This is a genomic window from Devosia psychrophila, from assembly GCF_000971275.1.
GTDB classification, from domain to species: domain Bacteria; phylum Pseudomonadota; class Alphaproteobacteria; order Rhizobiales; family Devosiaceae; genus Devosia; species Devosia psychrophila.
On record NZ_LAPV01000086.1, the window covers coordinates 49,246 to 76,217 of the forward strand.

General features: G+C 60.4%; 32 protein-coding genes. 6 read left to right on the forward strand and 26 right to left on the reverse strand.

The genetic code is table 11. From position 1 onward, the window contains the following. Window positions 1-71: 71 nt before the first annotated feature. Window positions 72-1,268 carry a pyridoxal-phosphate-dependent aminotransferase family protein gene (locus tag WH91_RS07665; RefSeq protein WP_046170473.1) on the reverse strand — a complete coding sequence of 399 codons (1,197 nt, stop codon included), beginning with the start codon at window positions 1,266-1,268 and terminating at the stop codon, window positions 72-74. 272 nt (window positions 1,269-1,540) lie between these two features. Between WH91_RS07665 and WH91_RS07670 the strand changes: the two genes are divergently transcribed. From WH91_RS07670 to WH91_RS07680, 3 genes are all read left to right on the forward strand, one after another. Continuing rightward, window positions 1,541-1,855, forward strand: a complete 315-nt coding sequence (locus tag WH91_RS07670) for an ArsR/SmtB family transcription factor (protein WP_046170404.1) — start codon at window positions 1,541-1,543, stop codon at window positions 1,853-1,855. Continuing rightward, window positions 1,852-2,184 (forward strand): SRPBCC family protein, encoded by a 333-nt coding sequence (locus tag WH91_RS07675; protein ID WP_046170405.1) that lies wholly within the window; start codon window positions 1,852-1,854, stop codon window positions 2,182-2,184. Before WH91_RS07670 ends, WH91_RS07675 begins: the two co-directional genes overlap by 4 nt. 173 nt (window positions 2,185-2,357) lie before the next feature. Then, window positions 2,358-2,981 (forward strand): ATP-dependent Clp protease proteolytic subunit, encoded by a 624-nt coding sequence (locus WH91_RS07680; RefSeq protein WP_046170406.1) that lies wholly within the window; start codon window positions 2,358-2,360, stop codon window positions 2,979-2,981. Window positions 2,982-3,023: 42 nt separating this feature from the next. Here the strand turns inward: WH91_RS07680 and WH91_RS07685 are convergent, their stop codons facing one another. From WH91_RS07685 to purC, 16 genes are all read right to left on the reverse strand, one after another. Continuing rightward, window positions 3,024-4,277, reverse strand: coding sequence for a multidrug effflux MFS transporter (locus WH91_RS07685; RefSeq protein WP_046170407.1), 1,254 nt, complete (start codon window positions 4,275-4,277; stop codon window positions 3,024-3,026). Between the two features lie 124 nt (window positions 4,278-4,401). Next, the gene (locus tag WH91_RS07690; protein ID WP_244542359.1) at window positions 4,402-5,619 is read right to left on the reverse strand and encodes an MFS transporter; all 1,218 of its coding nucleotides are present in this window, start codon (window positions 5,617-5,619) and stop codon (window positions 4,402-4,404) included. 144 nt (window positions 5,620-5,763) lie between these two features. After that, a complete protein-coding gene (grxD, locus tag WH91_RS07695) occupies window positions 5,764-6,099 on the reverse strand; it encodes a Grx4 family monothiol glutaredoxin (protein WP_046170408.1) in 336 nt (111 codons plus the stop codon). 110 nt (window positions 6,100-6,209) lie between these two features. Then, window positions 6,210-6,836, reverse strand: coding sequence for an HAD-IA family hydrolase (locus WH91_RS07700; RefSeq protein WP_046170409.1), 627 nt, complete (start codon window positions 6,834-6,836; stop codon window positions 6,210-6,212). Further along, window positions 6,833-7,153 (reverse strand): DUF6665 family protein, encoded by a 321-nt coding sequence (locus WH91_RS07705; protein ID WP_052952671.1) that lies wholly within the window; start codon window positions 7,151-7,153, stop codon window positions 6,833-6,835. The genes WH91_RS07700 and WH91_RS07705 overlap by 4 nt, the downstream gene beginning before the upstream one ends. Before the next feature lie 3 nt (window positions 7,154-7,156). After that, the gene (locus WH91_RS07710; RefSeq protein ID WP_046170410.1) at window positions 7,157-7,390 is read right to left on the reverse strand and encodes a BolA/IbaG family iron-sulfur metabolism protein; all 234 of its coding nucleotides are present in this window, start codon (window positions 7,388-7,390) and stop codon (window positions 7,157-7,159) included. Between the two features lie 88 nt (window positions 7,391-7,478). After that, window positions 7,479-8,045, reverse strand: a complete 567-nt coding sequence (locus WH91_RS07715; RefSeq protein WP_046170411.1) for a hypothetical protein — start codon at window positions 8,043-8,045, stop codon at window positions 7,479-7,481. A gap of 78 nt (window positions 8,046-8,123) precedes the next feature. Next, window positions 8,124-10,361, reverse strand: a complete 2,238-nt coding sequence (gene purL / locus WH91_RS07720) for a phosphoribosylformylglycinamidine synthase subunit PurL (RefSeq protein ID WP_046170412.1) — start codon at window positions 10,359-10,361, stop codon at window positions 8,124-8,126. 28 nt (window positions 10,362-10,389) lie between these two features. Then, window positions 10,390-11,109: a Pr6Pr family membrane protein gene (locus tag WH91_RS07725; RefSeq protein WP_143078095.1), complete on the reverse strand. Its 720-nt coding sequence runs from the start codon at window positions 11,107-11,109 to the stop codon at window positions 10,390-10,392. Beyond that, complete coding sequence (gene purQ / locus WH91_RS07730) at window positions 11,054-11,722, reverse strand: phosphoribosylformylglycinamidine synthase subunit PurQ (RefSeq protein ID WP_046170414.1); 669 nt, start codon at window positions 11,720-11,722, stop codon at window positions 11,054-11,056. The genes WH91_RS07725 and purQ overlap by 56 nt, the downstream gene beginning before the upstream one ends. Before the next feature lie 110 nt (window positions 11,723-11,832). Further along, on the reverse strand, window positions 11,833-12,912 hold the full coding sequence (locus tag WH91_RS07735; RefSeq protein WP_046170415.1) for an acyltransferase family protein: 1,080 nt from the start codon (window positions 12,910-12,912) through the stop codon (window positions 11,833-11,835). A gap of 113 nt (window positions 12,913-13,025) precedes the next feature. Further along, window positions 13,026-14,390 carry a hypothetical protein gene (locus WH91_RS07740; RefSeq protein WP_046170416.1) on the reverse strand — a complete coding sequence of 455 codons (1,365 nt, stop codon included), beginning with the start codon at window positions 14,388-14,390 and terminating at the stop codon, window positions 13,026-13,028. Beyond that, window positions 14,368-15,849: an NAD(P)/FAD-dependent oxidoreductase gene (locus WH91_RS07745; protein WP_046170417.1), complete on the reverse strand. Its 1,482-nt coding sequence runs from the start codon at window positions 15,847-15,849 to the stop codon at window positions 14,368-14,370. The genes WH91_RS07740 and WH91_RS07745 overlap by 23 nt, the downstream gene beginning before the upstream one ends. Further along, window positions 15,849-16,346, reverse strand: coding sequence for a GtrA family protein (locus WH91_RS07750; RefSeq protein WP_046170418.1), 498 nt, complete (start codon window positions 16,344-16,346; stop codon window positions 15,849-15,851). The genes WH91_RS07745 and WH91_RS07750 overlap by 1 nt, the downstream gene beginning before the upstream one ends. Before the next feature lie 233 nt (window positions 16,347-16,579). Continuing rightward, window positions 16,580-16,822 carry a phosphoribosylformylglycinamidine synthase subunit PurS gene (gene purS, locus WH91_RS07755; protein WP_046170419.1) on the reverse strand — a complete coding sequence of 81 codons (243 nt, stop codon included), beginning with the start codon at window positions 16,820-16,822 and terminating at the stop codon, window positions 16,580-16,582. A gap of 20 nt (window positions 16,823-16,842) precedes the next feature. Next, a complete protein-coding gene (purC, locus tag WH91_RS07760; protein ID WP_046170420.1) occupies window positions 16,843-17,607 on the reverse strand; it encodes a phosphoribosylaminoimidazolesuccinocarboxamide synthase in 765 nt (254 codons plus the stop codon). 223 nt (window positions 17,608-17,830) lie between these two features. On the opposite strand from purC, the gene WH91_RS07765 reads away from it, so the two are divergent. Then, complete coding sequence (locus WH91_RS07765; protein ID WP_046170421.1) at window positions 17,831-18,154, forward strand: DUF1476 domain-containing protein; 324 nt, start codon at window positions 17,831-17,833, stop codon at window positions 18,152-18,154. Window positions 18,155-18,290: 136 nt separating this feature from the next. Here WH91_RS07765 and WH91_RS07770 read toward each other — a convergent pair whose 3' ends face one another. From WH91_RS07770 to rpe, 6 genes are all read right to left on the reverse strand, one after another. Then, complete coding sequence (locus WH91_RS07770; RefSeq protein ID WP_046170422.1) at window positions 18,291-18,599, reverse strand: DUF1344 domain-containing protein; 309 nt, start codon at window positions 18,597-18,599, stop codon at window positions 18,291-18,293. 256 nt (window positions 18,600-18,855) lie between these two features. Beyond that, the gene (locus tag WH91_RS07775; RefSeq protein ID WP_046170423.1) at window positions 18,856-19,266 is read right to left on the reverse strand and encodes a GNAT family N-acetyltransferase; all 411 of its coding nucleotides are present in this window, start codon (window positions 19,264-19,266) and stop codon (window positions 18,856-18,858) included. Next, a complete protein-coding gene (locus WH91_RS07780; protein WP_046170424.1) occupies window positions 19,263-19,814 on the reverse strand; it encodes an RBBP9/YdeN family alpha/beta hydrolase in 552 nt (183 codons plus the stop codon). Before WH91_RS07780 ends, WH91_RS07775 begins: the two co-directional genes overlap by 4 nt. Beyond that, entirely contained in the window at window positions 19,811-20,224 is a 414-nt protein-coding gene (locus WH91_RS07785; RefSeq protein WP_046170425.1) for a GNAT family N-acetyltransferase, read from the reverse strand. Before WH91_RS07785 ends, WH91_RS07780 begins: the two co-directional genes overlap by 4 nt. Next, the gene (gene purB / locus WH91_RS07790) at window positions 20,221-21,549 is read right to left on the reverse strand and encodes an adenylosuccinate lyase (protein ID WP_046170426.1); all 1,329 of its coding nucleotides are present in this window, start codon (window positions 21,547-21,549) and stop codon (window positions 20,221-20,223) included. Before purB ends, WH91_RS07785 begins: the two co-directional genes overlap by 4 nt. 30 nt (window positions 21,550-21,579) lie before the next feature. Beyond that, entirely contained in the window at window positions 21,580-22,260 is a 681-nt protein-coding gene (gene rpe / locus WH91_RS07795; RefSeq protein WP_046170427.1) for a ribulose-phosphate 3-epimerase, read from the reverse strand. A gap of 727 nt (window positions 22,261-22,987) precedes the next feature. Here rpe and WH91_RS07800 point away from each other — a divergent pair. Then, entirely contained in the window at window positions 22,988-24,073 is a 1,086-nt protein-coding gene (locus WH91_RS07800; RefSeq protein WP_046170428.1) for a hypothetical protein, read from the forward strand. A gap of 65 nt (window positions 24,074-24,138) precedes the next feature. Continuing rightward, window positions 24,139-25,176 carry a hypothetical protein gene (locus WH91_RS07805; RefSeq protein ID WP_046170429.1) on the forward strand — a complete coding sequence of 346 codons (1,038 nt, stop codon included), beginning with the start codon at window positions 24,139-24,141 and terminating at the stop codon, window positions 25,174-25,176. A 77-nt stretch (window positions 25,177-25,253) separates the two neighbouring features. Here WH91_RS07805 and WH91_RS07810 read toward each other — a convergent pair whose 3' ends face one another. From WH91_RS07810 to WH91_RS07820, 3 genes are read right to left on the reverse strand one after another with little or no spacing between them, the layout of a single operon-like run. Further along, a complete protein-coding gene (locus tag WH91_RS07810) occupies window positions 25,254-26,108 on the reverse strand; it encodes a CsgG/HfaB family protein (protein WP_046170430.1) in 855 nt (284 codons plus the stop codon). Window positions 26,109-26,119: 11 nt separating this feature from the next. Next, window positions 26,120-26,470 carry a hypothetical protein gene (locus WH91_RS07815; protein WP_046170431.1) on the reverse strand — a complete coding sequence of 117 codons (351 nt, stop codon included), beginning with the start codon at window positions 26,468-26,470 and terminating at the stop codon, window positions 26,120-26,122. 37 nt (window positions 26,471-26,507) lie between these two features. Beyond that, on the reverse strand, window positions 26,508-26,948 hold the full coding sequence (locus WH91_RS07820; protein WP_143078096.1) for a hypothetical protein: 441 nt from the start codon (window positions 26,946-26,948) through the stop codon (window positions 26,508-26,510). Between the last annotated feature and the right edge of the window lie 24 nt (window positions 26,949-26,972).

Below are 26,972 nucleotides of genomic sequence, written 5' to 3' on the forward strand. Positions count from 1 at the left end.
GCCGCGACAACCACCGGCCAGATTCCTCCGCCTATCAGGGGGAGGTTAGGTGGGGGTACCCGACAAAGACTCTACCCAACCAGCGCCCCAGCGGCCGCTTCTAGCGCGCCCGGTCCATGGACAATTCCCAGCGCCTGCATGCCGGCTTCCATCGTTGCCAGCACCCCCAGCGTCATATGGGCGTTCACATGCCCCATATGGGCGACGCGCAGGAAGTCCTGATAGGCCGGCTCATGCGGCAGGGCCATGCCGAGGCCGATACCGAGCGTTACGCCGGCTTCCGCTTCCAGCCAGCGCCGCAATGCTCCGGCGCCACCATCGGGGATTGTCGCGGCGGTCACCGACCAGCCGCGTGATGCCGTATCGGCGACATTGAGCCGGATACTGCTTTCTATGCCCCACGCATCAAATGCCGCCCAGACCGAGCCGGCCAGACGGCGGTGGCGGTCCCAGACATTCTCGAGACCCTCCTCATCGAGTATCATGGTCAGGGATTCGCGCAGGCCATAGAGGTGATGGGTCGGCGCCGTGCCACCGAAATACTGCCAGAACTCGGTGCCGGTGCCGCGCGGCTTCCAATCCCAATAGGGGGTGACGAGGTCAGCGCTTCGCGATACTTCCAGCGCTTTGTCCGAAAACCAGACGAAGCCGAGGCCGGGCGGCAGCATCAGGCCCTTCTGGCTGGCGCCGACCAGCACGTCGATCCCCCACTCATCCATGCGCAGCTCGTCGCAGCCGAGCGAGGCGATGGCATCGACGGCCAGCAGGGCGGGGTGGCCGGTGCTGTCGATGGCGGAGCGGATCGCCTTGATGTCGTTGCGCGCGCTCGACGCGGTATCGACATGGGTGACCAGCACTGCCTTGATTTCGTGCCCCGGGTCCCTGCGCAGTGCGTCGGCGATGCGCTCGGGGTCGGCGGGGCTGGCCTTGCCGAAGTCGATCATCTCAAGCTGCACGCCCATGGCGCGCGCCGCTTCCGCCCAGCCGTGGCCGAAGCGACCGGTCGCGGCCAACAGGGCTTTGTCGCCGCGCGAGAACATGTTGAGATTGGCTGCCTCCCAGGCGCCATGCCCATTGGCGATATAGATCGCCACGTTTTGGCTCGTCATAGCCACGCGCTTGAGGTCGGGAATCAGCGCCTTGGTCATCTCGACGATCTCGCCCTCGTAAATATTGGGCGCCGTCCGATGCATGGCATTGAGCACGCGGTCAGGCGAGACGGACGGCCCCGGAATGGCGAGGTAGGGACGGCCGGTGGTGATGGGCATATTGCGCTCGACATGGCAGGTGGGATTGTCCGCATCAGACGAGACTCGCAGCCCAGGAGCAATAGGCTTTGGCTTGCCGACCAAATCTGTTTCCTCTTTCTTTTCCCTCGGGCTCGACCCGAGGGCCGCTCTCAACACGGCACAAGCGGCGAATGGCCCTCGGGTCAAGCCCGCGGGAGAAAGATGGTGGGGCAGGCGATAGTGAGTCCGACCCGCAAAATGCACCTATATCCGTATTGCAACGACTCATAAGTTTGTGCTTATGTATCCGCATGAGCGATACCGATATTTTCAAAGTCCTGGCGGATCCAACTCGCCGCGCTGTGCTGGAGCGGCTGGCTTCGGCCGAGCTGACTGCCACCGAATTGCGCGAGGGCTTTGCCATCAGCCAGCCCGCCATGAGCCAGCATATCGCCGTGCTGCGTGGCGCCGGGCTGATCAGCGAGCGTCGCGAGGGGCGCTTTGCCCATTACCGCGTGGCGCCAGAGGGCATGGCGCCGCTGCACAAATGGCTGGCAAAATACCGTGCCTTCTGGCCGAGCCGTATCGATAATCTCAAGGACCTGCTCAAGGAGATGGACCAATGACCGATAGTGACGAGCTGGTTTTTGAATGTACCCTCGATGCGCCGCCCGAAAAAGTCTGGCGGGCGCTGACCATGCCGGAATATCTGCAGCGCTGGCTGAAGCCGAGCCAGGAGATCGACATGGCGGTGGTGACGGCTGAGGAGAACGTCAGCCTGACTTATCGCTGGCGCGAGGCCGGGCAGGCCGCGGTGGTTGGCATGGAGGATAGTCTCGTGACCTTCGAGCTTGGCCCGACGACCGATGGCGGGACGTGGTTCAGGCTGACCCATGCGCCGTTGGTGGTGCCGGTTGCGGCGAATAGCAATCAGGCAATAATGCTGGCGGCTTAGTGGCTAGTTCGTCGATTCACCGGACGGTACCTCCCCCTTGACGGGGGAGGCTAGGAGGGGGTGTCGTTTAGCCCAAATGATCGTGGCCAAACCTCCCCCTGCCTGACCCTCCCGGCAAGGGGGAGGGTGTCGACTGACGTTCCCGAGAAACAATTAAGAACAGGAGATCGCCTATGCGCGACATGATGCAGCTCGTCCCTATGGTCGTCGAACAATCCAGCCGGGGCGAGCGGAGTTTTGACATCTACTCGCGCCTGCTGCGGGAGCGGATCATTTTCCTCAATGGTGAAATCGAGGATAACTTGGCGTCTCTGGTCAGTGCGCAGTTGTTGTTCCTGGAGGCGGATAGTCCGGCCAAGCCGATCTACCTCTATATCAACTCGCCGGGTGGCGTCGTTACCTCGGCGTTGGCCATGTATGACACGATGCAGTTCATCAAGGCGCCGGTCGGCACGCTGTGCATGGGGATGGCAGCTTCAGCCGCGACGCTGATCCTGGCGGCGGGAGAGGCCGGGCAGCGCGTTTGCCTGCCCAATGCTTCGATCATGCTGCATCAGCCTTCGGGCGGCTATCAGGGCAAGGTCACCGATATCATGCTGCATGCCGAGGAGAGCCAGCGGCTCAAGCGCCTGACCAACCGCATCTATGCCAAGCATTGCGGACGGGGTTTTGAAGAGGTGGAAAAGGCGCTTGAGCGCGACAATTTCATGACACCGCAGCAGGCCTTGACCTGGGGGCTGGTCGATCATGTCTACAGTGATCGCAGCCAGCTCGAAGGGCCGGCTACAGACCAGTGATTGCCCGCCTTCACCTTCCCCCAAGGGAGAGGTGAGTAGCGGTCAGTGCGCGCCGGCGTGGCTCATGTCAGCGTGGCTGTTTTGTTCACCAACGCCGAACAGCTTGCCGTTCTCGGCAACGAGAATGCAGATCAGTGCCAGCACGCCCATGGTGAAATAACCCGTGGCAGCCGGAATGGTGGTGCCATTGAACATCTGGCCGACATAGCCGCCGATCAAGGCGCCACCGACGGTCTGGATGAAGCCGAACACGGCAGCCGCCGTGCCGGCGACGGCGCCAAGCGGCTCCATCGACAATGAGTTCATGTTGGATGCCGACCAGCCGAAGCTGAACATGATGATGGCGAGGAGGCTGAAGAACAACCAGAGCGGCAGGAAGCCGATCAGTGCCAGTGCCAGCCAGATGGCGCTGACGCCAGTGAACACCAGCATGGCGCCATGCGACAGACGGCGCATGCCGAAGCGGCTGACGATCTTGGAATTGGTGAAGGACGACACGCCCATCAGGCCTGCCATGCCGGCGAACGCAACGGGGAAATAGACGCCCAGCCCATAGATATCGACATAGATCTGCTGGCTGGAACTGATGAAGCCGAACAGGGCCCCAAACAGGAAGGTGCCGGCCAAGCCGTAGGAGAAAGCCACGCGGTTGGTGAAGACGATGACGAAACCATCGACCACGGCCTTGAGGCTGAGCGGGCGACGGCTGGCGATGGGCAGCGTTTCGGGCAGGCGGATGTAGGTCCAGAGCCAGAACGCGGCAGCCAGCAGGCCCATGAAAATGAAGATGTTGTGCCATTCGCCGAGCAGCAGAATGACCTGGCCGATGCCGGGGGCAATGATCGGGATGGCCATGAAAACCATGAACACCAGCGACATGACTTCGGCCATGGCGCGGCCCTCATACCGGTCGCGGATCACGGCAGTCGAAATCACCCGGACGCTGGCGGCGCCCATGCCCTGGACGAAGCGCAGCACCAGCAGCGCGCCGAACGTCGGAGCGAAAATCGCGGCAATGGCGGCGACAATGTAGAGGCCCATGCCCACCAGCAGCGGGGCACGGCGGCCGAAGCGGTCAGTCAGCGGTCCGAAGGCCAGTTGGGCGACGCCCATGCCGATCATGTAGGAGGTGATGACGAACTGGCGTTCGTTCTCGCTGGTGACCCCAAGTGCTTCGCCCATATAGGGCAAGGCCGGCAGCATGACGTCGATGGCCAGCGCATTGAGCGCCATCAATGCCGCCATAAGGGCAATGAATTCGGGGCGCGAGAGCACCCGCGTGAAATGATCGGACATGGAAATTGGACTCAGAAGGGTGGCGCGACGAAGCGGCGCCTTAAATGCTGGCCGGACCATGAACCCCGAAGCCTGCTTTGGCAAGCATTGATCGGCAAAAACCGATGGTCAAAACGCCGGTCTGTCACGCAGCCTTGAGCACGAAATTGGGCGCCTTGCGCTCATTGATCGGAATGTGCAGCGCCGCCGAAGCCAGGCCAAGCACGATGGCGAGATACCATACGAGGCTGTACGACCCGGTCTGGTCATAGACAAATCCGCCCAGCCAGACGCCGACGAAGGAGCCGAGCTGGTGGCTGAAAAAGGCGACGCCATAAAGCATGCCCATGTAACGGGCGCCAAAGAACAGACTCACCAGCCCCGCGGTCAACGGTACCGTCGAAAGCCAGAGCAGGCCCATGGCCGCTGCAAACGCGTAGGCGGTGATTTCGCTGACCGGGATCAGCAGGAACGCACCGATGGCAATGGCGCGTAGCAGATAGATTGTTGCCAGCAGCATCTGCTTGGGGAGCTTGCCGCCATAGTAGCCGGCCAGCAGCGAGCCCACGATGTTGAACAGGCCGATGACGGCGATGGTCCAGCTACCGACTTCCGGCGACAGGCCGCATTGCACCAGATAGGCCGGCATGTGCACGTTGATAAAGGCGAGATGGAAGCCGCAGACGAAGAAGCCGATCACCAGCAGGCGATAAGAGCCATGGCCCCAGGCCTTGGATAGCGCCTGCATGAAGGGCAGGTCAGCTTCGCCGACCGGGTTTTCGGTGCGGCCGCGCAGCGCATAGCTCAGCGGAATGATCAGCAGCAGCGCCATGCCGAGATAGAGCAGGGCCGACTGCCAGCCGAAGGCATTGATGAAGCCCTGGCTGATCGGGGCGAAGGCGAACTGGCCGAACGACGATGCCGCCGTGGCGACGCCGAAGATCAGCGTGCGCTTCTCGGCCGGCACCGAACGGCCAAAGGCGGCCATGACCACCGAGAAGGAACAGATGGCGATACCGACGCCGGTGACCACGCCAGCGGTCAAGGTCATCAGGCCGGCATCGGGTGAGAAGGCCATCCCAAGCACGCCGAGCGCATAGATCATGGCGCCCACGGCCACGGTGCGCGCGGTGCCAACGCGATCGGCAAAAGCGCCGGCGAAGGGCTGGGTAATGCCCCAGGCGAGGTTCTGGATCGCCATGGCCATGCCCCACTGCTCGCGGCTGAGGCCGAGATCGGCGGTCATCGGCAGAGTGAACAGACCAAAACTGGTGCGCACCCCGTTGCCGATAGCAGCGATGATGCAGCCGGCAATGATCAGCACGAGCAGGGGAACTGCAGGGCGGAGCGCAGAAGTGTTCATGGGGGGCATCCAGAGGTTGGACGACCTGTCTACGCCCGCGACATCATCGCGCAAAGCAATATTGCTGAATGGCGCCCATCAATGCTGGTGATGATAAAAAAGCCCGGTCGAGGACCGGGCTTTCGCAATAGGACGACGAAGCAATCAGGCGGTCTGCTTCACTTCGATGCCGGCATTCTGCATGTGGGTTTGAAGTTCGCCGGCCTGGAACATCTCGCGGATGATATCGGCACCGCCGACGAATTCGCCCTTCACGTAAAGCTGGGGAATGGTCGGCCAGTTGGTATAGGCCTTGATGCCGTCGCGCAGCTCGGCGCTTTCCAGCACGTTGACGCTGCCATATTCGACGCCGAGATAGCTCAGGATCTGCACGACCTGGCCGGAAAAACCGCACTGCGGAAAGTCTGGCGAGCCCTTCATAAAGAGGAACACGTCGTTGTTCTTCACCTTCTCGTCGATGAATGCATTGATGTCGGTCATGGGAGAAACCTTTCGATGGGCGGGGTCAAGGGCCGCTTGCTGTTGTCCTTAGATAGGACAGGAGACGGGCTCTGTCGAGATGCTCGCCTGCAGGTTACTGCTGGTGGGCTTCATAGCCGGACCGCAATCCACGGATGGCTGGTGCAATCTTCGACGGTGTTGAACAGGACTGCTTCCCAGCCGGCGGCACGGGCGCCGTCGATGACCTTGGGGGTGTCGTCGAAGAAAAGCGGTGGCTCGGACTGCGGGCCAATTTTGGAGTCTACAAAATCGAAAAAACCGCGGTGGGGTTTGCGTATGCCAACACGGGCGGAATAAAAAATGTCGTCGAACAGTTCATGCAGGCCGAGATGGCTCCAAAGCCATGTGGCCCGGAGGTGTTCCTGATTGGTGGCAATGAAAAGTTGAATGTCTGCGTTGGCCTTGAGTTGGCGGATGACTGCAATCAAGGGCTCGTTCAAAACGCTGTCGTGGGTCAGCCAATAGTGGTGAAAGACCATCGGCGACCCTTTATAGCCAAGAGAAGGCAGGTGTCGTTCAAGGGCCTCAATGACCGATATCTGGCCAGTTCCGACCTTTTTGACAAAAACGTCGAAAATGAACTCCTTGATGAAGCGTTCCGGATCGACCCCCATATCGGCCAATAGGTTCTCGTCCCAGCGCCTGGTCAGGTCCGGGCGATGGTGAAAGCCGTGGATCAGCACGCCATCGACGTCGAAGATGACGGTTCGGGTCACCGTGGCGCCTTGCTGATTGCGCCAAGTCCGACAAGCACTTCGCCCGGAATGCTGAGATCTTGAATCACGTCGGTATGCTTGCGAAAGCCGACCAGTTCGCGCTGCACGAAATACTCCCACACCACTTTGCGGGCCTCGGCCAGGCAAGCGTCGCGGTCCCCGGTAGCGGCGGCCAAAGCTGCGACAGCCTTGCCCACACGCTTTTCGGCGGCGCCGAGCGAAGAGGCGCGTTCAGCGAGAATCTCGTGGTCGATCGCCGTTGTGCCGGCATCAGGCCGGACCATCTTGATCAGGTCGAGCGATTGGCGCAGGGACATCGACTAGTCCGGGATGACAGTCTGGAGAGATAGGGCATGCAGCGCCCCGCCCATGTCACCGAGGAAGGAATCATAGACCAGCTTGTGCTGCTGCACGCGGGTCTTGCCGCGGAACTGCTCGGATTTTACCGTGGCAGCCCAATGGTCGCCGTCACCGGCAAGGTCGCGGATTTCGATTTCGGCATCGGGGAGGGCCGCCTTGATCCGGCGTTCGATTTCGCTGGCGTCCATGGCCATGGGCTCTACTCCTCAAATCGGATCGGCAACAGGCCGAACACTGCCATGATATGGCATGGGGGTGCCCGGCCTTCAATACGATGAGGTGCTACGGCATGGCAGAGACGGGCTGGGCATCCTGCCGGGTCGAGAAATTGGCCACGATGGAATCAACTATCGGGCGCGCCTGTGCAGCAACTTCGGTGGGATAGAAGCAATCGAGCGTATAGCCGTTGCCGGTATCCACGGTCTCGGTATGAACCAGTGTCACCGGGCCGTTTTCCGCTGTGCCGGTACTGGCGCCCTCATACTGCAATGCCGGATTGCTCTGGTAGTTGGTGACCTTGCTCGCCCCCAGCGTGAAGCCGGGCAGGGTGTCGTTCCAGCCTTCAGACACCACTGGGTAATCCAGCGAAGCGAGCGCACCGTCTGCGGTCCAGGTGGTGTCTTCCACGGCAACAACGGCCAACACGCATTGCAGCGGCATAGCGGGATGATTGATGGTCAGCGGGCCGCCGGCCTCGCCACCCGTTACCATCACCTCAGGGTAGATCAGCGTATAGGGCTGATCGGGCAGCGGAGAGCCGCTGATGCCGGCGTTCTGGGCAAAGGCAGTCACCGGCACGAAGCTGAGCGCGAGGGCAAAAAATCCGCCAATGGCCGGTGCAAGTTTCATCATACTCTCCAAAAAACAACGCCGCCCTTGGGTGCCAGAACACTCCAAAGAGCGGCGATCGTAAGGCAGTAGACGCGATTAGGCGGCCTTGCCGTCCATGTAGCTGGGGAACCAGCCTTCATGCGCCGCCTTCAGGGCAGCGACCGGGACGGCACGTGCGTCGCCCAGCACGAGGTTAGCGCCACCGGTGTTGCCAATCCATGGAGCAAAGATGCCCAGCGCTTCAGCCTCTTTCCACAAGGCCGTCAGTTCTTCGCCCTGCGGATCGAGATTGACCGTCACGAGGTAACGCCCCTGATCCTCGCCGAAGTATTGCAGGATCGGATCGTGGTCGTTGATGTCGACCACGGTGGCACCAATCCCCGATGCCACAGCCATTTCAGCCAGACCAACGCCGAGGCCACCATCGCTCAGATCATGGCAGGCGGTGACGATGCCTGAGCGGATAAGCTTGCGAACGAAGTCGCCGGTGCGCTTTTCGTGGGCAAGGTCGACATGCGGCGCGGTCCCGTCGCGGCGGTCGAACAGGTCGCGCAGGTAGATCGACTGGCCGAGGTGGGTGCCGCGATTGGCCGGCGCGCCGACCAGTAGGATGACCTGACTGGCACCGGCAAAGCCGATGCGCGCCATCTTGCTCCAATCGGGCAGCAGGCCGACACCGCCAATGGTCGGGGTCGGCAGGATGCCGCGGCCATTGGTTTCGTTGTAGAGCGACACATTGCCCGAAACGATGGGAAAATCCAGCGCCAGGCAGGCTTCCCCGATGCCCTTGATGGCATGGACGAGCTGGCCCATGATCTCGGGGCGCTCTGGATTGCCAAAATTGAGATTGTCGGTGGCGGCGAGCGGCTCGGCGCCGGTTGCAGTCAGGTTGCGCCAGCATTCGGCGACCGCCTGCTTGCCGCCCTCATAGGGGTCGGCCTCGCAATAGCGCGGCGTCACGTCCGATGAAAAGGCGAGGCCCTTGGTGGCATGGCCCTCGACACGGATGACGCCGGCATCGCCGCCAGGGCGCTGCACGGAATTGCCCTGGATCAGCGTGTCATACTGCTCATAGACCCAGCGGCGCGAGGCGACCTGATGGCCGCCCATCAGCTTGAGTAGCGCATCGGCTACGTCCATCTGTGGCACGTCGCTGGCAGCCAGCGCGGCGGGGAGTCTTGGCTCGGTCCAGGGGCGGTCGTATTCGGGCGCTTCGTCACCGAGGTCCTTGATCGGCAGGTTGGCGACTTCGACGCCCTGCCACTTCACGCGGAAACGCAGGTCGTCGGTGGTGTAACCGACGGTGGCGAAATCGAGCTCCCATTTGACGAAAACGGCGCGGGCTTCCGGTTCCTTTTCGGGATGCAGCACCATGAGCATGCGCTCCTGGCTTTCGCTCAGCATCATTTCATAGGGCGTCATCTCGATTTCGCGCACCGGCACCTTGTCGAGGTCCAGTTCGATACCGAGGTCGCCCTTGGCACCCATCTCAACGGCCGAGCAGGTGAGGCCAGCCGCGCCCATGTCCTGGATGGCGATGACGGCGCCGGTAGCCATCAGTTCTAGGCAGGCTTCGAGCAGGCGCTTTTCGGTGAAGGGGTCGCCGACCTGCACGGTGGGCCGCTTTTCCTCGATGTCATCGCCGAATTCGGCGGAGGCCATGGTGGCGCCGCCGACGCCGTCGCGGCCGGTCTTGGCGCCGAGATAGACCACCGGCAGACCGACGCCTTCGGCCTTGGAATAAAAGATCTTGTCGGTATCGGCGAGGCCCGCCGCAAAGGCGTTGACCAGGATATTGCCGTTATAGCGCTCGTCGAACTCAACCTCACCGCCCACTGTCGGCACGCCGAAAGCATTGCCATAGCCGCCGATGCCGGAGACGACGCCAGACACCAGGTGGCGGGTTTTTTCGTGATCGGGCGAGCCGAAGCGCAGGGCGTTCATCGCGGCGACGGGCCGGGCGCCCATGGTGAAGACGTCGCGCAGGATGCCGCCCATGCCGGTGCCGGCGCCCTGATAGGGCTCGATGAAGCTCGGGTGGTTATGCGATTCCATCTTGAAGACCACCGCCTGGCCGTCGCCGATATCGACGACGCCAGCATTTTCACCGGGACCCTGGATGACGCGCGGGCCGGTTGTCGGCAGGGTCCTGAGCCACTTCTTGGATGACTTGTAGGAGCAGTGCTCGTTCCACATCGCCGAGAAAATACCGAGCTCCGTATAGGTCGGCTGGCGGCCGATCAGGGCAACGATCTTGGCGAATTCATCGGGCTTGAGGCCGTGGTCGGCAACCAGCTTGGGCGTGATTTCGATGTCGTTCTGATAGGAGGTCATCGGCAGCGTTTCCGTAGGCTCGGGAAATTCAGGTCAGGTCGATAGGCATGCGGGGTTGGCCGAGGATCTGGTCAAGGGCGACGACGATCAAGGTCAATATACCAAGTCCGACCGTCATATAGACTGCGTTCAGCAGCACCACGCCGTAGCCCAGATTAATGGCGTTGAGAATGGGGTAGGGGTACTCTCGCACCCAAGTGCCGCGTGCCATGATGTAGATAAAGTAGGCAAACGTCGGCGCCAGCATCACCGGAATATTTGTCCAGCGCAGCAATCCGTGGCGCTGCACCACCACCCACCACAGCAAATACAGCGTCGGGCACAGGTAGTGCAGGATTGTGTCCGCCAACTGCAACAGGCCATCCAACTGGCTGAGGTAACGCAGGACGAAATAAACATAGAGCGCCACCAGTGCGATATTGGCGGCCATCAGCCCGCGGACGACGGGCCTGCGGAACAGCGCCAGTCGGGACGTGGGGAGCAATTCCGACAGGTAGATCAGCACCAGAATGACATTGGTCAGGATGGTGTAAAAGGCGAAAAAGTGGCCCAGAAATCCCGGAATATCGCGTCCATTGGCCATGGCGCCTTGGAAGGACAGCACGAATTGCAACACCAGGCCGGCGGCGCCGAAGGCCAGCCCGAGCCAGGTCAATAGCGTCCGTGGATTGACGGGCGCTCGCAGGGCCATGTCAGGCAGCCTGACCGAGAAGGCCGGAGAACAGGGCACGTCCATCGTCGCCGCCATGCGCCGCTTCGATCAGGTTTTCCGGGTGCGGCATCAGGCCGAGCACGTTTTTCTGTTCGTTGAATATGCCAGCGATGTCGTTCATCGAGCCGTTTGGATTGGTGCCCTCGGCGTAGCGGAATGCGACGCGGCCATCGCCCTCAAGCCTATTGAGTGTGTCGCCATCGGTGAAATAGTTGCCGTCATGATGGGCGACGGGGCAGCGGAATACTTCGCCCTTGGTGTAGCCGCGAGTGAAATCAGTATCGGCATTGACCACCTCGAGCTTGACCTCGCGGCAGACGAACTTGAGGCTCATGTTGCGCATCAGCGCGCCGGGAAGCAGGCCGGCTTCGATGAGGATCTGGAAGCCGTTGCAGACGCCCAGCACCTTCCCGCCGCGTTCGGCATGGGCGCGCACCTTGTCCATGATCGGTGATCGCGCGGCGATGGCGCCGCAGCGGAGATAGTCGCCATAGGAAAAGCCGCCGGGAATGACGATCAGGTCGACATCGGGGATGTCGGCGTCCTGGTGCCAGACGGTGGCTGGGGCGGTGCCGGAAACCTTGGTCAACGCCGCTATCATGTCGCGGTCGCGATTGAGGCCGGGGAAGACGATGACTGCGGATTTCATCGGCTGGTCCTCGCTGTGGGGGTGCGAGGCCCTTGTGCTGAGTCTTGGCCAAAAAGGCAAGGCCCGGCGCTGCATATCCCTCGCCTATCGGGCAATCGCGGCGCCGGTCGTTACTCGGCAGGGGTAGCCACGGCATTGCTGTCCTTGGCCGATCCCTGCGTGCCCTTGAGGTGGGCCCAGGCCGGACGCTCGAACAGGAACTTGCCGAAGCCGGTGCGCTGCACGATCCAGTACAGCACCAGCGGCGAGACGATAGCGATGGCCATGGTCGCAAGGCTGAGCACCGTCGGCTCATCCACGCCCAGCTTGATCAGGATCGTTCGTGAAACACCGAGCGGCAGCACGAAGGCGACGTAGATAACCAGAGACTTCGACCCCATCCACCGCAGCCAGTTCAACCAGGGCAGGCGGGTCAGCAGCGCGGCGATGACGCAGAGCGCCGAGGTGCCGACCAGCGCCAACACCAGATGCACGCCTGGCAAGCCGGCGAAGCCCATCACAGGGTGGATAGGATGCATCGCAAAACCGCCCAGGAAAACAAGCGAGCCATTGACGATGGCCCAGAGTGCCAGCCCTGCCAGCGACAGGGCGGCGTGATCGGCAGCCCAATCGGCCAGCTTGAACAACTGCGGCGCCAGCGCATACCCGGCATAAAAGAACACGAAATACTCGGCGAATTGATCAATGGCATAGCTGCCGGTCTGGATTGTCGCCATCTGCAGGGTGGCGGCAATAGCAAAAACCGCCCAGCGTGGCGCAGGGCTATCATGCAGCAGCTTGGTCAACGCGCTGACCACGGCCAGCATGTAAATGAACCACAGCACGCCATAGGGCTGGATCACGGCCCAGGCGATCTGTTGCAGCGCTCCGACTGGGTCGATGCCGAGCAGCCCGACCTTGAAGATAATGTGGATCAGCGCCCAGAGTGCATAGAAATAGAGGTAATGCACGACACGACGGTCAGCATAGGCACGCCATGGCCGATCGATCACCTGCGACAGAAACAGCCCGGAGATCAGGAAGAATTCCGGCATGCGGAACGGAGTGGCGAAAGCGATAGCCCAATGCAGGGCGCCAACGCCGCCAGTATCCTCGCCAACGCTCGAGGCGGCATACATCATCACCACGAGAAAGATCGACAGACCCTTGGCCATATCGACCCAGTCGAGACGCTTGCTGGTTTCAGACATGTGACGCACTCCGCTTTGGAGCGCAATCTAGCGGCAAGCGGTTTGGGGCAGGATAACGGGCGGGTAAGACGGGACGCAAAATGCTGGATTGGTAAGCATTTGGCTAAGGGCGTCTATTCAACGCGATAAGCTTTGAACTCGCCATTGTCGACATTAAAGTGGGTACCGAGCAAAGTCATGCTGTGCCCTGTGGCTTGCAGTTGCGGTAGCAAGTCATCGCAGACAGCGCAGATCAGCCAATACGGCGCCGTATGGTCAAGCAATTCCGGAGTGACGCTGGTTTTATCGAAAATGCGCCAGTCAATTGAGCCTAACAGTGAACCATTGTTGCCACTGCGCAGCTTGATGTTATGGACTGCAGAGACCGCCGGGGCGACCAGTTCGGGCCAGGCAAACAAGTCGGTCTGTGGATCAAAGCCTTGCCCGGCGTCGGCCGCGATCAAGGCATATAGATCGTCGCCAGCCCATGCGGGATTGGCAAGACGATAGTTTGCTGCTGCAACACCGTAGAAGAATTGCGGTGTCAGCAGGAGGATCAATATCCAGCGACGCTCTGTGTTGATGCCAACGAGCATGAAGGCCAGGAAACACAGCATGGTCTGGAATGCGGAATGCCAAGGATACTTGCCGTAGATAAGGGCGGTGCCGATGGAAAATGCCGTCAGCAGCACGAGCAGTATGGTCAGCATAAGCGGCTGTCGCCGCAGGCCGAAGACCAGTGCGGCGATGGTAACTGCTGCCGTGATCGGGCCGCGTAACGGCTCGGTCATACCGATCCAGCCAAGATTGTAGAATATCGTCCCGGTGAAATCCGCACTCATCGGCCCGGCGGTGGTGTTGCCGAGGCTGGACAGGACGGCAAAGATTCCGAAAAGCAGTGCAAAGAGAGCCGGCGGGAGGAGCTTGAGCAAGCTCGTGCCCTTATGCCATTGCCAAACGAGCCAGAAAGCCAGCAGGATCCCTGCGAAGAAGTGCAGTGCGCAGGCTACGGCCAGCGCCCATGTGCCAGCGATGGAGCGACCGCTGCGCTCTAACAGCAGCGCCGAAATGATGCAGGTGAAGACCAGCCCGTAGGGGCGGAAATGATAGGCCCAGAACTGCAGTACCGCGAAGCTGCCAAGCATCAGGAAAAGCAGCAGAAGTTCGCCGCGCAGCAGGCGCGATAGCAGAAACGCATTGAAGATAGCGATCAGCAGCGTGATGTAACGGACTTGGGAAAAGTCGAGCACGCTGGACAATGCTCGCAGCAGCCAGTGCCAGAGCGGCGGATGGCCTTCGCCCGGGATAATGAAAAAATCCATCGGGTTGGTGATCGGTGCGGTGGCCCATAGCCAAGCCTGAGCCTCATCGAGCCATGGATCGTGGCTGATCGCCAAGGCGATTTGCAGCGCGGCGTAGATCAAGACGACGACGAGCGCCGGGACGTCTATCGACCGATGGGTGGCAGTGCCCGGCTCAGGCGATGCGGCGGGGAACAAGGCGCTCCTCGATCTTGTCGGCACCGGCTTGGCCACCCTCGTGATATTCGGCGTCTTCGTTGACGGTCCACACGTCGTGGGCCTCGGTGCCGGCAATGATGTTTTTGGCGGTCAGGATGCCGGTCATCATGGCATGGTCCTGATTATTATATTTATGCATGCCGTTGCGGCCAGCCAGATGCATGTTTTTGAACTGCTCAGCCAAGCCCTCGGTGATGGTATCGACGTTGATCTTGTAGGTGTCGTCGTAGACCGGATAGGCCTTGGGTTGGCGAACGACCGAGGCATCGACGATGTCATCCGGATTGGCAAGGCCGAGCTTGCCGATTTCGAATTTAGCGCGCGCGATCAGGTCCGCATCGGCCATGTCCCAGGTGTCGTCGCCGGCATTGCAGAAATACTCCATACCGTAGCAGGCGGTATCGGGGTCTGGCACCATGTCGGGGGACCACGACTTGAAGTTCTGGATACGGCCAACCTTGACGCTGGGATCGTGGATATAAATCCAGTTGTCGTCAAAGCTCTCCTTGCCGCGGGTGATGAGGCCGATGATCAGGAAGTCGCGATAGCGCAGGCCCTTGCTGGCGGCAGCAACAGCCGCGTCGTTGTCGGCGCCAAGCATTTTGACCAGTTCGTTGATCGCGGCGGTGGAGACCACGTGGTCGGCGGTAACCTTGGTTTCCTTGCCATGGGCGTCGGTGACGATTGCAACCCACTGGCCGGTGCCGTGATGCTGGCTGATGGTGGTAACGGTCGATCCCATCATGACCTTGCCACCCTGCGCCACGATCTTGTCTCGCGTGCGCTCCCACATCTGGCCGGGGCCGAGGCGGGGATAGCGGAACGAGTTGATCAGCGTTTTGATGACGTCGTCATGGGCCTTGGGCTTGCCAAGGCCGAAGCTCTGGATGATCGCCTGATAGAGGTTGAGGCCCTTGATGCGCTGGGCTGCCCAATCGGCGGAAATGTCATTGCAGTCCATGCCCCACACCTTCTCGGTGTAAGTCTTGAAGAAGATCTGAAACAGCCGGCGGCCAAAGTTGTTGACCACCCACTGCTCGAAGCTGACGACGTTCTTGTAGGGACGCAGCTGCGCCCAGCCATAGGAGAGGACGCAGCGCAGCGCTTCGACCGGACCCAGCTTGGACAATGCATCGCCGGCTCGCAGCGGATAATCGAACAGCTTGCTGTTGTAGTAGATGCGGCTGGAGCGCGGACGCTGCAGCATCTCGTCGCCCATGATCTCGGTCCACCAAGCCTCTACTTCGGCGCTTTTGGAAAAGAAGCGGTGGCCGCCGATATCGAAGCGATAGCCTTTGTAGTTCACGGTGCGCGAAATGCCGCCGACATAGAACGTGTCGCGCTCGACCATGGCGACGCTGCGTCCGGCCTTGGTCAGTTCGTACGCGGTAGTCAGTCCGGCAGGGCCGGCGCCGATAATCAGGGTTTCGACGTGCATCAGGACACCACGGTCGCGCGGCCGGCAAACCGGTTGAGGACACCGCCGCCGAAGGAAATGTGCTTGTGGGCCAGGAACGAATAGATCGTGACGACGCCGACCGAGCCCAGGTGGGCAATTCGCTCGGCAGCCGCAGGCATGGGCAGCAATCCGATCCACGCCAAGATCGGCAGCGCAAATAATGCGACCAGCGCATAGGCGACGACGAGGCGCAGGCCTAGCGTGGTCAGCGATATGACGATGAAGCTGAAGAACTGTTGGCGGGCAGGTCGGCTGTCGGCCGAAAACACATAGCGGCGCAACAGGGCGAAGTTGACGCTCATGCCGGCGAGCGCGCCGGCCATGATAGCGAGCGCCAGAAACTGCTGGTGATGGAGAAGGTCGAAGCTGAGCAGGCCCTGCACCAAAGCTATATCGACGCAAGTGGCGGCGCCAGCTGTCAGCAGGTATCGGGAGAAGGAAACCAAGGATACCGCCGGGCTGATGACGCAGAACACTGTTGTTCCTGCGAAATCTAGCCCCAACGACTTAACAAATGGTCATTTCCCGCAAAAATACGGCGCGAGAAATCGCCAGATATGGGCTGTCTTGTCAGACGGGAACAGACGCGTAGGCAGCAAACAGCAGGCCCATGGTGGCGACGAACATGACCGAAAGGGAAATAGTTTTGAGCATGGCTGTATGGTCCTGCGCCCATAAACGGCGCGACGTTTGTTATCGCCTGGAGGCGTTAATTTGTGATTTCGACCGAGTAGTTTTCGATCACAGTGTTGGCCAGCAGCTTTTCACAAATGCTGTTAAGCTGTGAACGCGCGGATTCCTCGTCGGTTCCTTCCAGGACAAGGTCAAAGACCTTGCCCTGTCGCACGGATGCAACACCATCAAAACCGAGGCTCCTGAGCGAGCCTTCGATAGCCTGGCCCTGGGGATCAAGGACACCAGCTTTGAGGGTGACGGTGACACGCGCTTTCATCGGAATACCCTATGCAGAGACTACTGAACGAGACGCGGACCGGTGGTCAGCGCATTGTCGGTTTCGACCAGGATGCCAAGGCGCTGGGCGACTTCGCGATAGTTCTCTATCAGTCCGCCAAGGTTCTCGCGGAAGCGATCCTTGTCCATCTTGTTGCGGGTCTTGATATCCCACAGACGGCAGCTGTCCGGGCTGATTTCGTCAGCCAGCACGATCCGCATCATATCGCCTTCATAGAGGCGGCCGCATTCGATCTTGAAATCTACCAGCTGAATACCGACGCCCATGAACAGGCCGGTCAGGAAGTCGTTGACCCGGATAGCAAGACTCATGATGTCGTCGAGCTCGGCGGGGGTTGCCCAGCCAAAGGCGGTAATGTGTTCTTCGCTGACCATGGGGTCATGCAAAGCATCGTCCTTGTAGCAGAACTCGATGATTGAGCGGGGCAACTGGGTGCCGGGCTCAAGGCCCAGGCGCTTGACCAGCGAACCGGCTGCATAGTTGCGGACGATGATCTCGAGTGGGATGATCTCGACTTCCTTGATCAGCTGCTCGCGCATGTTGAGACGCTTGAGGAAGTGAGTCGGGATGCCCAAGCCGTTGAGCTTGGTAAAGATGAACTCGGAAATGCGGTTGTTCAGCACGCCCTTTCCGTCGATGACTTCATGACGGGCGCCGTCGCCGGCGGTGGTGTCGTCCTTGAAATACTGGACCAGAGTGCCCGGCTCAGGACCTTCAAAAAGGATCTTGGCCTTGCCCTCGTAGATTTTGCGACGACGGTTCATTGGGAATCCGGACCGTTTAAGGGAGGGGAGAATTTGGCCGCTTCATGCGCTAGAAAAGGGCGGAAAAGCAAGCTCTTTCGCCGCACGGTTGTGGATGGGCATCACGCGCTGCGTGCATAAAGTCGCAGCCAGGCGGCGGAAGTTGATTTGAAAGGGCGAACCACCTATGTCGATTGGGACGCCAAAGCGGCGATAAAGACACAAAGCCAAGCGGGAGAGTTGCATGAGCCAGTTCGAGGATCGTCAGAAGGGCCAGGAAGCCAAGTTTACTTTCGATGCCGAAAAGAAGTTCAAGGCAGAGGCCCGCCGCAACAAGTTGCTGGGTATCTGGGCGGCCGAACTGCTCGGTCTCACGGGCGACGAAGCCAAGGCTTATGCCGGTGAAGTGGTCGCTGCCGATTTCGAGGAAGCCGGTGACGAGGACGTGTTCCGCAAGGTTTCCAGCGATTTGAAGGCCAAGGGCCTGAGCGTCGGCGACGATGTGATTCGCCAGAAGATGTTGCAGCTGGTTCAGGTCGCCAACGAGCAGATCGCCACTGAAGGCTGATCGCATTGATGACAATATTGAAGGGGAGCCCGTCGCATGATGGGCTCCTTTTTGTTTATTCGGCGGCCTGCGTCTGGATCAACCGATATTGCCGGGAAGGAGCTGGCATGGCGCCAGCTCCTATGGTGCGTCCGAACTAGCCGAGTTTTACGCTGGTTGCGTCATACGCCTTGCCGTTCATCTTCCACTGCACGGTGAGCTTCTGGCCGACCTTGATGCCCGGGTCCTTGAACGTCGATGGCAGGGTGTAGGCGATGCCATTGTTGAGGGTCAGCGAGTGGCTCTTGAGGTCGAAGGCCTTCACCGTGCCGCCAATGGACTGCGGCGTTGCCATCGAGGATATCGCCGCTGGCTTGGCGGCGGGTGTCGCTGTGCTGGCTGCGAATGCCATGCCGGAGCTACCGGCAATCAGGGCGAGGGCGAGGGGGATGAGGATTTTGCGCATTTTTGTCTCCATGAGACTCCCGAGCAGGGCTCGGGCCAGCAGGTTTACGGATCACGTCGTGTCGCAAGTTAAACTTGCCGGCGCGGTTCAAACCTGCCCCCAAAAGCTACGGCTGCTTACGCCGGACAACAAGTTAAGGTAATTTAATTGTTGTCTACGCCAATTCGGTCGCAATTGGAGCGAAATCGAAGATGTGTGGCATTTTAGTGTTTAATCATCTTGCTCAAGGCAACTAAAAACCATCTTCCCCTCTGATCTAGACGAGATGCAACGCCATGCCGATAGAAACGGGCGTGACGGCCTCGAAGCCATATTTGGCATAAAGGTGCCTAGCGTCGCCGTCGGCAATCAGGGTGACATAGGCGCTGGCTGGGGCATTGGCGCGCAAATGTTCCACCAAAGCCGCCATAATCGTCTTGCCGAGGCCCTTGCCTTGATGTTCGGGTTCGACCGCCATGTCGGTGATTTGAAACGCGGTGCCACCGTCGCCGATGACCCGGCCCATGGCGACAGCGCGTCCTTCAACTTGGACGGTCACTGCAAACCAAGTGTTGGGCAGGCCGGCCTCCGCCGATGCCTGGGTCTTCTGGCTCAGGCCAGAGACCTTGCGCAGCCGGCGATAGTCATCCACCGACGGGGTGCCGGAGATCAGTCGGTAGTCGCTCATTTCAAGCGCTGCATCATGCGCGTGAACATGAGCAGGCCTTCGGGCCACGGGCCGTGCCCTGAGTCGAGGTCGATATGTCCGGCTTCGCCTGCCTGATGAAAATCAGAGCCCCAGCAGGTGGCGAATTCCACCGCGCGGTCGAGCGACACATGGGGGTCGTTGCTGGAAGCAACCAGCATGGACGGGAAGGGCAGCGGGTCACGCGGGATCGGGCGGAAGACGTGGGTGGCCCTGGGGGCAGCCGGGCTAAGCTCGACGTCGGTGGGTGCCACGAGGAAGGCGCTGCGCACATTGTCCGGTAGTCGCGGTGCTGCATGGACCAGAGCGGCAACCGCTGTCGAATGGGCGACCAGCACGACGGGGCGCGTGGTCAGGCGGCAGGCCTGGTCGATGGTTTGGACCCAGTCGTCGGCGTTGGGCTCGAACCAGTCGGCCTGCTCGACGATGGCCGCGCTGCTCATGCGCTCGGCCCAGCGCATCTGCCATTGACCCGGCTTGGGGCCGCCGAGCCCGGGCAGGATCAGGATGTCGCATTCGGAAATTTTCATGTGCGGTGGGTCCTGTCGCGATAGAAACCAGCGTCCGTGTGGGTCAGGCCGAGCTTGCTGTAAAAGCCCTCGGCGCCGGGCAGGGCCAGCACGATGATGCTGACGCCGGGCCCAAGAATCTCGGCGGCCTTGTCCATAAGGGTCTTGCCAATGCTCTGGCCCTGGCTGGCTTCGACCACGGCCATATCGGCGCAGTAGCAGTTCCAGTTCCAGTCGGTGATCGAGCGGGACAGACCGATCAGGCGACCAGTCTCGTCGCGGGCCGTAATCACGAGGTTGGAATTGTCCAGCATGGCCTGCACGCGCTCAGTATTGCCGAGCGGACGGGCTGGGCCGAGCTTGGACTGCCCGACGCAGGCAATGTATTCTTCAGCGGTCAGGCCGGTTTCCTGAGCGCAGATTATGCTCACTTGAACACCCGGCTGAAGATCGTGTCGACATGCTTGAGGTGATAGGCGTCGTCAAACATGGCGTCGATTTGCTCATCGCTCAGAGTCACTTCCGGGTCGGCCTTGAGGTTGGCGGCGAACTGGCCGGCGCGATCGCCCTGCATGGCCCAGACCTTCATGGCGTTGCGCTGGACGGCGGCATAGCTGTCTTCGCGGCTGTAGCCGGCCTGGGTCAGCGCCAGCAGCATGCGCTGGCTGTTGTGCAACCCGCCGAGCAGGTCCAGGTTTTTGCGCATGTTTTCGGGATAGACCAAGAGCTTGTCGATGACGCCGGTGAGGCGCGCCAGCGCAAAGTCGAGGGTGACCGTGGCGTCGGGGCCGATCATGCGCTCGACCGAAGAGTGCGAGATATCGCGCTCGTGCCAGAGGGCGACGTTTTCCAGCGCCGGCACGACCATACCGCGGACCAGGCGGGCGAGGCCGGTGAGGTTTTCGGTCAGCACCGGGTTGCGCTTGTGCGGCATCGCCGAGCTGCCCTTCTGGCCTGGGGAGAAGAACTCCTCGACCTCGAGGACTTCGGTCCGCTGCAGGTGACGGATCTCAATGGCAACGCGCTCGATCGAGCTGGCAACCACGCCGAGCGTAGCGAAGAACATGGCGTGGCGGTCGCGGGGGATGACCTGGGTCGAAACTGGTTCGACGGCGAGGCCCAGCTTTTCGGCGACATATTCCTCGACCAGCGGGTCGATATTGGCAAAGGAGCCGATCGCGCCCGAAATGGCGGCGGTGGCGATCTCTGCCCGCGCCGAGACAAGACGCGCGCGGTTACGGCTGAATTCGGCATAGGCCTCGGCCAGCTTGACGCCAAAGGTGGTCGGCTCGGCATGGATGCCGTGGCTGCGGCCGATGGTGATGGTGTCCTTGTGCTCATAGGCACGACGCTTGAGCGCGGCCAGCAGGGCATCGACATCAGAGATCAGCAGGTCGGCGGCGCGGGCCATCTGCACTGACAGGGTGGTGTCGAGAATGTCCGAAGAGGTCATGCCCTGATGCACGAAGCGGGCGTCGGGGCCGACGATTTCGCTCAGGTGAGTCAGGAAGGCGATGACATCGTGCTTAGTGGTGCGCTCGATCTCGTCTATCCGCGCAACGTCGAAGCCATAGTCGCCGGTAGCCGCCTTGCGGGCATTCATCACGTCCCAGATGTTCTGGGCTGACTCCTTGGGCACAACGCCGAGTTCGGCCAGTTTTGTGGTCGCGTGGGCCTCGATCTCGAACCAGATGGCGAAGCGGGTTTCGGCCGACCAGATGCTGACCATTTCGGGGCGGGAGTAACGCGAAATCATGGGCTTAGGCCTTGTGGTTCAGAATTTGAGTCAGGCAGTACGGCCAGTGGCGGCAGCGCGGATAGCCGCAATGCGGTCGGCGTAGGTGGCGGGGTCATTGCCGGCATATACCGAGGATCCGGCGACGAAGACATTGGCGCCGGCATCGGCAATGGCCCGCGCGTTGTTGGCCGTGACGCCCCCATCGACTTCGAGGTCGATATCGCGTCCGCCGATCAGCGCCTTGGCCTGGCGCAGCTTGGCGAGGCTTTCCGGGATGAAGCTCTGGCCTCCAAAGCCAGGATTGACGCTCATGACCAGCACCAGATCGACATCGTCGATGACATGCTGGATCGCCGAGACCGGCGTTGCCGGATTCAGCGCCACGCCGGCCTTCTTGCCGAGGGCGCGAATGGCCTGCAGCGTGCGGTGCAAATGCACGCCGGCCTCGGCGTGGACAGTGATGATATCGGCGCCGCTTTTGGCGAATTCGGCCAGATAAGCGTCGACCGGCGATATCATCAGATGCACGTCGAATGGCTTGTCGGTGACGGCGCGGATGGCCTTCATTACCACGGCGCCAAAGCTGATGTTGGGCACGAAATGGCCGTCCATCACATCGACATGGATATAGTCGGCGCCGCCATCGACGATCGCCTTCACCTCATCGCCCAGTCGCGCGAAATCGGCCGACAGGATGGACGGCGCAATGCGTATGGGACGGGTGGTCATGGCGAGGCACCTCAGCCGAAAGGGATAAGGCTGCTATAGGGCGGCAGCGGGCAGGGGGCAAGAGTAGCCGGATGCTCTCATGCGGCGCCAAATCGCGTCACCGTCCAGGCAGCCACCCTCGTCCGAGTTGCCATAATTATCGCTGGGCCGGCGCGCAGCAACCGCATCCGGTGGTAAACGCGTCACCATGTGTTGCAAATTCAATACTGAATATTCATCGGTAATTACTTATCGTTTTGAGAAATTTCCTACGTGTTTGTGCGTTAGAATCATACGTATTACTTGGTTGGGAATCCGCTACACTACGTAGTTCTTAACCAAATATTAAATGTGATTAGACGCGCAACCTTAGTTGTGGCAAAGATGTGGTCGTGAAGAGGCTGCGGAAAAACATCAGGGAGCGCGCAGCATGAAAGAAATCGACCATCTCTAACTAGCGAAATCGGGCGCCGCCAAATCGAGCGAAGCTGCGGGGCAGAAATGTCCGTGCACCGCCCGCCGCTATTCAACAAATTTCAGTCAAACGGGTTCAATCTGAAGAGTTTTACTCTTCGATCCGCGAACGGCTGACCTGAATCAAGCGTACTGGAAAAGTGTAGACGGAGAGAAGCCATCTCTGCGTGCGGGGAAGCTCGCCATGAACCAGACGCTTGTGTGTAGAAGCTGCCGATCGTTTCAAAAGAAATACGGGGGCAGCACGTCAACTTTGGAAAATGGAGAAATCGAAATGAAAAAGACAGTATTTGTTACAGCATTGCTCGCAACTACGATCCTCGGCGCGTCCGCAGCTTATGCTGGCGGCGGTGGCAACCACGGTGGTGGCGGCGGTGGTGGTTACCATCCACCGACTCCGCCTACCCCGCCAGTCGTCGACGTCTGCGCCAATGATCTCTGCAATCCCAATCTTGCGGATTTCAAGCAGACTCTGGAAGGCTTCCAGAAGGCGATCAACCTGATCGTCAACGTCGATGACGCCACCGGTATAGTTCAGAAGGCAGTCAACGCCGGTAACCTTGTTACTGTCGTTCAGGAAGACGACGCCGGTCTGATCACTGCACAGCTTGATATCGGTCTCGGCACCGTACTGCAGGATGCAGACATCGACCAGTTCGCTCTGAACAAGCTCGATGGCGACAGCTGGGGCAGCGATTTTGACGATGTCACCCAGTCGGCAACCAACGTCGTGAACTCGGTGACCGGCCTCAAGATCGTGGTTGTCGATCAGACTGCTACCAACGAGCAGACCTCGGCCAACAAGATCCTCGGCGGCAAGTTCAGCAAGTTCTATGATCTGGAACAGGCTGCCACTAACGTCGTGAACTCGGTTACCGGTACCGAAGTCAAGCGCATCATTCAGAACGTCGAGACTGACCAGTCGGCCAGCAACTTCATCCTGGGTGGCAAGCATGGCTACGACGCCGATGCTGTCGACTGGAATGCTGACGACGTGACCTACACCCAGGCTGCCGTCAACGCCGCAAACCTGATCAACATCGATCTGCTCCGTCTCGGCGGCATCGACCAGGTTTCCGGTCACAGCCAGAGCGCCACGAACATTGCGTTGTTCCAGTCGTTCCACCACTACGGTGCTGATGTGTATGACTTCGGCCAGTCTGCAACCAACGTGACCAACAGCGTGACTGTTGGCCAGATCTTGTCTGCAGGTTGCGGTTGCTACGGTGCCTATGAAATCGATCAGATGGCCGATGCCAGCCAGTATGCCAAGAACCTGCTGTCGACACTCGGCGATGTGAGCAACACCGTCCAGTCGGCAACCAACGTTGCCAACTCGATCAGCATTCCGACCCCCTGATCCAATCCCGGAGGCTGCGCTTTGGCGCGGCCTCTTTCCCCTTTCTCGCTCGTGGAGCGCACAAGATGCGACGGCTTGTTGTTGCCTACATCGCCATTTTGCTGACATCGACGGCTAGCGGGCAGGAGGGTCTGCCTAGCGTTTCGCAGCATGCCATCGGTGCGCAGATCGCCGAGAACGCCATCGACAGCGGTGGGCTGGAGAGCCTGACCGACGCCTATATGAGCCAGATGCTGAATTTCGCCTCGACGGGAAATTTGTCCCAGTTCGGCTCGAACGCTATCAATTCCGTGGTCTACAGCGGCAATCTCGATCATGTCGTGCAGCGCTTCAACGGAACGCAGTCGGTTGGCAACAAGCTGGCGCTCGGCGTTGTCGATGTCTTTGGCAATATCAGCCAGACCGGCAACAACCTCGCCGGGTCGGTCATTTCCAACAGGCTTGAATTTGCGGACCAGTTGTTTGGAGCCGACGCGCGGCAGTCAGTGCTCAACAGCGCCGAGATCGCGATCCTTTACGGCTCGGTCGCTCAGTATGGCGCCAACATCGCCAACTATGCCGAAGCTGCCGTCGCTATCGGCACAGCGACCCAGACCATCGAAACGGGCGCGGTGCAGCAGATCGATAACCGGCTCGAAGTTGCCGCAATGATGACCGTCTCTGCGGCTGTTACCCAAAGGGGCGAGAACTTCGGCAATATCATGATCTCGGACACCGTCGATCAGGTCACGCGCAAGTTCGCTGGCGACCAGAAGGTGCTCAATGTGGTGGTGCTGGGTGACGGAGCTTCGGGGGTAATTTCCCAGCACGGCAGCAACATCGCCAACCTCATCATGTCGAGCCGGATAGGCTCGTTGACGCAGTTTTCGACCGGGCGGCAAGAGGTCATCAACGAAGTCTTCGATAGTCAGGGCAGTCGGGTACAGGGCGGTGGCATTGCGCAGACCTCGGATCAGCGGGTCAACGTCATCATCCTGACCATGCCGGCTGAAGGCGGCGATACGGCGATTATCAATGTCGATCAGACGGCCGAGTTTCCGCAGTCGTCGAACGGCACCGGCAGCGCCTCGCAGACGGGCAATTCGCTTACTGTCGATAGGTAGAGAGTTCGCCGGAAGAGCACCCCACGTTAGGCTTTGAGCAGAACGGCAGCCATCATGGGCTGCCGCTTTGCTTTGACTCAAGGCTTGATGACGGCGACTTCTGCGGTAGTTTCGGCGCGGATATCCTGGGTCGCCTGGGGCAGGTATTTGTCGCAGGCGCCGTTGTGGTTCACCAGTGAGCCGACGATGTCATAGGCGGCTTCGGCCATCAGCCAGCGTATGCCGGCATGCAGCCCTTCCTGCGATTTGTCGCCAATCTTGATGTCGAACATCTCGTTGGAGAAAAACCTGAACACCGAGGCGAAAACTTCAGTGCCAATCGCCTGCTTGGCATAGGATCCAGCACGCACGATGCGCGTCGTCCTCGTGTTGGTGACACGGATATCGGCCGCAGCGGTCAAGGCAAAAGCGCGCGCGCCACCACCAATGCCGCCGACGGTCGCTTCGGCGCCGCCGGAATAGGTATTGAAGTCGAGCTGGGTAAGGGCGCCGTCAATGACATAATCAGAGCCACGAATGCTGCCCTTGGTAATGGGGCGGAATTCAACGCTTTGATTGCCGACCGTGGCGGGTGCGCCGTCTCCCAGCAATTGTTCCTTGGCCCGCGCTATCTCCCATTCGGTGACCATTGTATTGGTCCGGTTGACCTGTTTCATGCCCGCCTTTTGCAGTGCTGTAATCAGCATGGCTGCCGCGTCGCGCGGGACGAAGCTGCCTTCCTCGGCGTTGAACTTGTTGGTCTGGTCGGAAATGGTGTGAACAGCCAGCATGATACCGGAGTTGCGCACTTCCGGGGTCTTGCTCAGGCAGACCAGTGCCTCGTCATGCGGGGTCGAATTGGCGATCGGCACCGGGCCGTGAAATTCGGGCTTCGGCCGGGTCATTGGGGTGAGGGCGGTGCAACCGGTCAGCGCAAGGAACGCGATGCCCATGCCAAGAGTTTTCAACATCCGAACATGCCCCCCGTAACGCTGAAACTGCCGCCGCGGCAGTCGCGTGCCTGGCTCTGCGCGCCGGTATTGGTCTGGGTGATCGAAATGACATTGTTGGAGCCGCTGACATTGACCGAAGTCGTATTGCCGGTCTGTCCGGTGGCGGTGCCACCGCCGCCGCCACTGGTGCCGTTGCCGAGCAGGTCCAAAAGTTCGAGCCGGGTGCGCTCGATGGTCAGGAAGACCTGGCGCGGGCTGTCTGTGCGGAATTGGTAGGAACGGCTTTCGCCCAAGCCGTTGGCCAGCGCAGGAGAGCACTGGGCAATCAGCAATGCAGCGAGCAGAAATTTCTTGTGGGTCACACCGATCTCCTCGGTCAATGTTCGGTCGAATGCGGGCCTAAAACTCGAGGCAATTTTCGGTGCTGCACCACGGGGCGCTGCTGACGGCGGGGGGGTCTGGCCAGTCCCCGGGCTTGCTTTCGGCGTAGGTTGCAGCCTGGCTGCGATAACCGGCGACGGCCGCGTCCAGCTTGTCGCGACACAGCAAGGCAGCCTGCGAGCTCACAAAGATGTTCAGGCTCTTTTGCGTCTCGACATCTGCGAGTCCTGGCAGTGTCTGCTTGAGGGTGGTGAAGAAAGCTGTGACTGCCTCGGTGCGGGCGTTGGGACCGCCAGCGAGAAACGGGTCACAGGTTTCTGCAGTAGTCCGAAGGGCGACCATCGAGTCCAAAAAGGGCTTGGGGTCATAAGCCGGCGCGGCCGCCTCCTGTGCAGACGCAGGGGTAAGCTGGCAGAACAGGCAAATTGCGACGGCAAATATAGCGGTTTTTAGTGTCACAAGATGGTCCTCGAATCCTGAGTT